Consider the following 6539-nt stretch of genomic DNA (forward strand, 5'->3'; position numbering starts at 1 on the left):
GGGAACATCCATGGACAGCACGACCCCCACGCCGAACGGCGCACGTGTTCTGGTCACCGGCGGCACCGGTTTCCTCGGAACGCACCTGGTCGACCGCCTTCTGCGCGACGGCCGCCGCGTGCGCACCACGGTCCGCACACCCACCCGCGCCGAGGAGGTCCGCGCCGCCCTCGCGACCGCGGGGACCGACCCGGGCGACCGCCTCGAGATCGTCACCGCCGACCTGTCGTCCGACGACGGCTGGCCCGAGGCCGTCGCGGGCTGCGCCGAGGTCCACCACGTCGCCTCGCCCTTCCCTGCCTCCCAGCCGGAGGACGCGGACGAGGTCATCGTTCCCGCGCGGGACGGCGCGCTGCGCGTCCTGCGGGCCGCGCGCGACCACGGGGTGCGGCGGACCGTGCTGACGTCGTCGTTCGCCGCGGTCGGCTACACGCCCAAGCCGGGTGACACCTACGACGAGACGGACTGGACGATCCCGTCCGCCGACCACACCCCCTACGTCCGGTCGAAAGTCATCGCCGAACGGTCGGCCTGGGACTTCGTCCGGGAGGAAGGGGGCGATCTCCAACTCACGGTGATCACCCCGACCGGCATCTTCGGCCCCGTCCTCAGCTCCCGCCTGTCTACCTCCGTCAACCTGGTCAAGGCGATGCTCGATGGCGCGATGCCCGCCGTTCCTCCCGTGGCCTTCGGCGTGGTGGACGTGCGCGACGTCGTGGACATCCATGTGCGCGCGATGGCGCACCCGGCCACCGCGGGGGAGCGGTTCCTCGCCAGCGGCGACGCCACCATGACGTTCCTCGAGCTCGCCAGGACCCTCGCCGAGCACCTGGGGGAGCGCGCCACGCGCGTGCCGACCACCGAGCTGACCGAGGAGCAGGCGCGGGAGGCGGCCCGTTCCCACGCGGACCTGCGGGGCGTGCTCAGCCAGCTGGGCCGCAGGCCGGTGCTGCGCACCGACAAGGCCCGCACCGTCCTCGGCTGGCGGCCGCGCGACCCCGAGACCACCATCGTCGAGACCGGCGACAGCCTGCTCCGCGCGGGACTCGTGCGGGATCCGGCGGCCTGAGGGACACCGCCCCGGAGGGGATCAGGAACGCATCAGGCAGAACTCGTTCCCCTCCGGGTCGCACAGCACCGTCAGCGTCTCGTGCTCCTCGACCACCCGCGCGCCCAGGCCGCCGAGCCGCGCCAGCTCCGCCCCCGGGGCGTCCGCGCGCAGGTCGAGATGGACCCGGTTCTTGACGCGCTTGGGCTCGGGCACCTTCTGGAACCACAGCCGCGGCCCGCCGTCCGCCGACTCGACCAGCACCGTCGGATCGTCCTCAGGGCCCTCGTACCCCAGCGCCCGCAGCCGCGCCAGCTCCGCCTCGTCGTACGGCGCGACCGCGTACCCGTCGAGCGCCGCCGCCCAGAAGCGCGCCAGCGGCGCCGGGTGCGCGCAGTCGACGACGATGTCCAGGATCCGCGCCATGCCGCCCCTCGCTCCCGCTAGGTGTCCTGCTCGGACGTGCCGTGCTCGGACGCGCCGTGCTCGGATCCGCCGCGCTCGGACGCGCCGTGCTTGAACCCGCGCTGCCTCGCCGCCTCGTAGAGCACGACGCTGGCGGCGCTCGCGGCGTTGAGCGAGGACGCCGAGCCCGTCATCGGAATCCGCACCAGCACGTCGCACCGCTCGCGCCAGGCCGCGCTCAGGCCGGTCGTCTCGTTCCCGACGGCCAGCAGGACGGGCCCGGTGAGGTCGGCCTCGGTGATGTCCACCGACCCGCGCTCGTCCGTTCCGACGACCGTCACCTCGGGCGCCGCCGCCGCGAGCCACGCCTCGACCTCGCGCTGTCCCGGCACCCGGACGACGGGCAGCGCGAACAGCGAACCCGTGCTCGCCCGCACGGACTTGGGGTCGTAGACATCGGCCGCGTGCCCCGTGACCACCAGGCCGTGCGCGCCGAAGGAGTCGGCCGAACGCACGATGCTGCCGATGTTCCCGGGGCTGGTCGGCCGGTCGAAGAGCACCCCGAGGAAGCCGGGGCCCACCGGGATCCGCGTCAGCTCGTCCGGCGGCATCTCGGCCACCGCGACCAACTCGGGGACGCCCTCGTCCTTCTCGCCCAGCTCGGCGAGCAACTCCGGTGCCATGGCGATCTTCTCGGCCTTCACGTCCCGCAACAGGCCGCTGGCCCAACGCGTCGGCGGACGGCTCTCGTCGAAGAGCAGCGCCCTGACGGGCCACCCGTGCTCGACCGCCTGCGACACCGGGCGCACCCCCTGCACCAGGAACTCCCCGGCCCTCTGCCGCTTGTTCCTGTTGGTGAGCTGTGCCTGCCACTGCTGGAACCGAGCGTTACGCGTCGTGATCCGCTGTGCCGCCACCCCAGCAGGCTACCCCAGCACCTCGGGCTACGACTCGTACCCCTCGACCTCCCACGCGGGCCGCACCGTCGCCTCGTCCGGGTCCTCTCCCGCGCCCTCCCTGACCCGCCGCCGTCGCAGCAGATCCCAGCACTGGTCCAGCCGGGCCTCCACCCCGGCGAGCCGCGCCTGCTCGTCCTCCCCCAGCCCACGCCCGGCCGCCCGCGCCCGGAGCACCCGCTCCTCGTCCACGAGCTGCCCGACATGGACCAGAATGTCCTTGTCTTCCATGGGGCCACCCTACGGCCAGCTCCCGCGTCCCGCCTCTTCAGGACGGCCGCGCTTGAGGGTCGACCTCCTCGCCGAGGTACCGCGCCGCCAGCGCGCGGGCCCTGCGGCGGACGCGTTCGACCGCCTCGGGGGCGTTGAACGGGGCGAAGGGCGGCCACAGGAACAGCAGGATCGCCAACTCCTCGGCGACCAGGGCACGTTCGAGAGCGTCCCGGTCGCATGGGCGCGCGTCCAGGTAGGCGTCCATGAGCGCCCGGGGCACGGTCGTCCCCGCCGGGGTCGCGCGCACCTGGAGAAAGGCCAGGTCGGAGGCGGGGCGGCCGATCCGTGTCTCCTGCCAGTCGCAGAAGACGAGCGAGCCCGCGTCGTGCACGACATTGTCCGTGTGGCAGTCGCCATGGACCAGGACGGGCGGCTGCCGCTCGGTGAGCCGGGCCCTGAGCGCGTCACGGCGGTCGAGCAGGTCGGGCAGCCGGGGGAGCGAGGCCGCCCAGAACGCGCCGATCCCCGCCGCGTCGGGGGTGTCGGCCGCGTCGGGGGCGTCGGCGGCGTCGAGGGCCGCGAGCAACGCGTCGGGGCGGCCGCCCCAGCCACCGGCCTCGGGCACCGGCGTGCCATGCAGCGCGGCCAGGTCACGGCCGAGCGCCGCCCACATCCCCGGGGTCCACGACGCGGCGTCCCGCGCCTCGCCCCCGGCCGCGAGCAGCAGGGCCACCCCGTCGTCGGCGTCCAACGCGCCGAGCAGGCGCGGCGTGCGCACGGGCACGATCGGCGCCAACTCCCGGTAGAAACGCAGCTCCCGCCGGGCCGCCGCCAACGGCCCACGCCCCGCCTCGGCCCCGGTGACCTTGAGATACGCGACCTCCCCGCCCTCCGCCCGCACGGTGTGCACCCCGGCCCCCGACCTGGACTCGAGCGCCACCCCCGGCCGCCCCACGGGCGCCACCCGGAACGCCTCGAGCGCCCGCGCCATGAGCGCCCTCGTCGCCGTGTTCTCCACCGTGGAACCGTACGGGGTCGCACCGACAGTCAGGCCGACGCGGCGCCCCGCGAGCCGCCGAAGGCGTCGAGCTCGTCGGCGCAGTGGGCGGAGAAGACGGTCACCCGGTCGCCGTGGTCGTGGACCAGCTCGCGCAAGTGCCGCTGGTTCGCCAGGCGTTCGCGGCGCCGCGACTCGACCATCCGCTGGAAGAGGCCGATGCCCGGCGGGCAGTGAGGGCTCGTGGCGTCCAACTCCCCGCGGTGGAAGTAGGAATCGCCCGCGTGCAGCAGCCAGCCCGCCCCGGTGTCGACGGCCACACCCGCATGCCCGCGCGTGTGCCCCGCCAGCGGGACCAGCAGGATCTCCGGCGGCAGCCCCTTCAACGCACGGACGGCCTCGAATCCGAACCACCGCTCGCCCGCGTCCTCGTACGGGATCCAGCGCGGCCGGTGGGCGAAGTGCGCGCGACGGTAGCGGGTGCGTTCCAGCCGGGTCCTGGGCGCGCTGAGCGCCCTCAACTCCTCGGCGAACACGTGCACGTTGGCGTCGGGGAAGTCCACGAGCCCACCGGCGTGGTCCCCGTCCCCATGGGTGAGCACGATGTCCGAGACATCCGCCGGGTCGTGGCCGAGCCCTCTCACCCGCGCCACGGCCGTCTCCCCCGCGTCGCCGCCAAGTCGGAACGCGGCAACCAGCCCGCGCCCCAGCCAGTCGCGGGCCCCGTCCACGCTTGGCGTTCCCAACCCCGTGTCCACGAGGACGAGTTGGGCGCCGGTGTCGATCAGCAGGCAGTGCGTGACCATCTCGCCCCGGCGCAGCAGCCCGGGCCGGTCGTCGATCAGCCGCCCGCCGAGCGGCCGCATCGCGCCGCAGTCGATGTGGTGCACGCGCATCACGCGCCGCCCCCGTCGAACACCGGGGCCCACACCGTTCCCGAGGCGGTGCGTTCGACGCGCCCGAAGACGTGCCCGGTGACGTGCCCGGCCGCGAGCACGGCGTCGGGTGTCGCGAGGACGTCCCTGCGCACGGCGAGCGCCCGGCCCGGATCGACATCGGTGGCGAACGACCAGTCAGGCTCGGCCACTTGCACCGCCGAGTGCAGGATGTCCCCCACGATCAGCACGCGTTCGGCCTCCGGCCGGTCCGGATCGGCCACGGCGACCGCCAGGTGCCCCGGCGTGTGCCCAGGCGTGGCGTGCACCGTGATCCCCGGCGCGATCGTCTCCCCGTCCCTGAGGAACTCGACGACGCCGGAAAGCGGTTCGAGCACGACACGCCGGTCGGGCGCTCCCCAGCCGCCGGTCCGTGTCCAGTACGCCCACTCGGCCTCGGCCACGCGATGCCGAGCGTTGCGGAACGTCAGCCCGGCCGGGGCCCGTTCGGCAGGATCCACGGGGTGCGGGGGCACATCCGTGGTCCACCCGACGTGGTCGAGGTGCAGATGGGTGAAGACGACGGTGTCGATGTCGTCGGCGGAAAGGCCCACCTCGGCAAGGTTCTTGAGCAACGCGCCCCCGACCGCCCCACCGCCGCCCGGGAGTTCGACGTCGACGGCGCCGACTCCCAGGTCCACCAGGATCCTGCGTTCCCCGGCCTCCAGCAGGAAGGCCCCGAAGGACAGGGTGAGCCGCCCCTCGTCGTCGAGCTGGTCCGGATACGCGGTCCAGTCCGCGTCGGGAAACGTCGCCGCGGCGGGGTGGATGCCGTGGCCGTCCGGCAGATACGTGACGATCGTCGAGCCGACGCGGACGTGTGCGCGGTGCGCGGGAAGGGTCATCTCTGGTGCCGTTCCTCGGGGATGAATCCGTCCCCGACGCTAGATCGGCGCAGGTCGGCTGGGGAGTACGCACTTGCAAGTGCGGACGCGGGGACACGCGGACGCCGGGGCGCTTGTACGGTCGGGGCCGCTTGTACGGTCGGGGCATGGACGACGCACGCATCCGCCCACGGCCGGGATCGCCCGGCGCGGCGCGCGGGCACGCGACTCGCGACGACCGCGTGGGGATGGACCGGCTCGCCGACCAGTGGAGCGGGCTGGTGATCCTGCTCCTGGCCGACGGCACCAGGCGCTACGCCGAACTCAGGTCCGCCCTGCGGGAGTTCGCGGGCGGGATCAGCGAGAAGATGCTCACGCAGACGCTGCGCGGCATGGAACGGGACGGCCTGCTCACCCGTAGGGATCACCAGACCTACCCGCGCCGGGTCGAGTACACCCTGACCCCCCTCGGCCTCTCGCTCCGCGAACCGCTGCTGACCGTGTGCGACTGGAGCGCCCGCCACCGCGAGGACATCAGAAGAGCCCGCGCGCGGTACGACGCGTCCCCGTGAGGGGTGGCATCCCGCCGGGCCCGCGGCCGGAAACTCGTTGCTGGCGGGGGGCGTACGCCCGGGGGGCGACGAGGAGGCGGGGAACGTGTCGGTGCGGCGCGGCGCGGCGCGGCCCGGACGGCGGGCGGCTACGGAGGGTCCGGTGGTGCGGGCCGCCTGCCGCGGTGGCTTGTTTCGTTTCTGGTGCGGGTCAGGGCTGGCACCTACGGGAGGGAGGGTGGTGGGTGGCGGTCGTCGCGGTCACCGATCGGCCTGTGGGCGTCTGAGGCCGTTCGCCGAACGGGCGCGGCCGCGTCCCTCGTCGGCGGCCGTCTTCCCGGGGGTCGGTCGCGGTGGCGCGCACCCTTCGGGCCTGCCCTGGCCGCCGCTCTCGTCGTTCAGTGCGGACCCGTTGAGCTGATGGAGCGGGCCGGTCCGAGGCGAGCGCGTGCGCCGTTCAGCGGGCCTGTTGGGCTTTATGCCCCGCTTAGCTTGTTCTTTATCTACCAAGATCGGCAAGGTCTGCCGATGGCCTTGAGGGTCTCAGGTCGTTTGACGGTTTTGCCAACGTCGTAGCGGGGTGCGGGACGGCGGTTCTTGGTTCCGGGCG

At 73.9% G+C, this 6539-nt stretch carries 8 protein-coding genes; 2 read left to right on the top strand and 6 right to left on the bottom strand.

Annotated features, from left to right (window positions below; translation table 11 throughout):
• The first annotated feature begins 10 nt into the window (after positions 1-10).
• Positions 11-1069: an NAD-dependent epimerase/dehydratase family protein gene (locus tag D7318_RS30260; RefSeq protein WP_120700445.1), complete on the top strand. Its 1059-nt coding sequence runs from the start codon at positions 11-13 to the stop codon at positions 1067-1069.
• A gap of 21 nt (positions 1070-1090) precedes the next feature.
• Here the strand turns inward: D7318_RS30260 and D7318_RS30265 are convergent, their stop codons facing one another.
• The 6 genes from D7318_RS30265 to D7318_RS30290 are packed head-to-tail and all read right to left on the bottom strand — an operon-like array spanning position 1091 to position 5399.
• Positions 1091-1474 carry a VOC family protein gene (locus D7318_RS30265; protein ID WP_120700446.1) on the bottom strand — a complete coding sequence of 128 codons (384 nt, stop codon included), beginning with the start codon at positions 1472-1474 and terminating at the stop codon, positions 1091-1093.
• Between the two features lie 17 nt (positions 1475-1491).
• Positions 1492-2370: a TrmH family RNA methyltransferase gene (locus tag D7318_RS30270; RefSeq protein ID WP_120700447.1), complete on the bottom strand. Its 879-nt coding sequence runs from the start codon at positions 2368-2370 to the stop codon at positions 1492-1494.
• A 27-nt stretch (positions 2371-2397) separates the two neighbouring features.
• Positions 2398-2640: a DUF2630 family protein gene (locus D7318_RS30275; protein WP_120700448.1), complete on the bottom strand. Its 243-nt coding sequence runs from the start codon at positions 2638-2640 to the stop codon at positions 2398-2400.
• 37 nt (positions 2641-2677) lie between these two features.
• On the bottom strand, positions 2678-3640 hold the full coding sequence (locus D7318_RS30280) for a phosphotransferase family protein (RefSeq protein WP_147437882.1): 963 nt from the start codon (positions 3638-3640) through the stop codon (positions 2678-2680).
• Between the two features lie 29 nt (positions 3641-3669).
• Positions 3670-4515 carry an MBL fold metallo-hydrolase gene (locus D7318_RS30285; protein WP_120700456.1) on the bottom strand — a complete coding sequence of 282 codons (846 nt, stop codon included), beginning with the start codon at positions 4513-4515 and terminating at the stop codon, positions 3670-3672.
• Positions 4515-5399, bottom strand: a complete 885-nt coding sequence (locus D7318_RS30290) for an MBL fold metallo-hydrolase (RefSeq protein WP_120700450.1) — start codon at positions 5397-5399, stop codon at positions 4515-4517. Before D7318_RS30290 ends, D7318_RS30285 begins: the two co-directional genes overlap by 1 nt.
• Positions 5400-5545: 146 nt before the next feature.
• Here D7318_RS30290 and D7318_RS30295 point away from each other — a divergent pair, with 146 nt between their 5' ends.
• Positions 5546-5950 (top strand): winged helix-turn-helix transcriptional regulator, encoded by a 405-nt coding sequence (locus D7318_RS30295; RefSeq protein ID WP_120700451.1) that lies wholly within the window; start codon positions 5546-5548, stop codon positions 5948-5950.
• Positions 5951-6539: the final 589 nt, after the last annotated feature.

This window comes from Streptomyces radicis (assembly GCF_003626575.1).
Taxonomy (GTDB): Bacteria; Actinomycetota; Actinomycetes; order Streptomycetales; family Streptomycetaceae; genus Streptomyces; species Streptomyces radicis.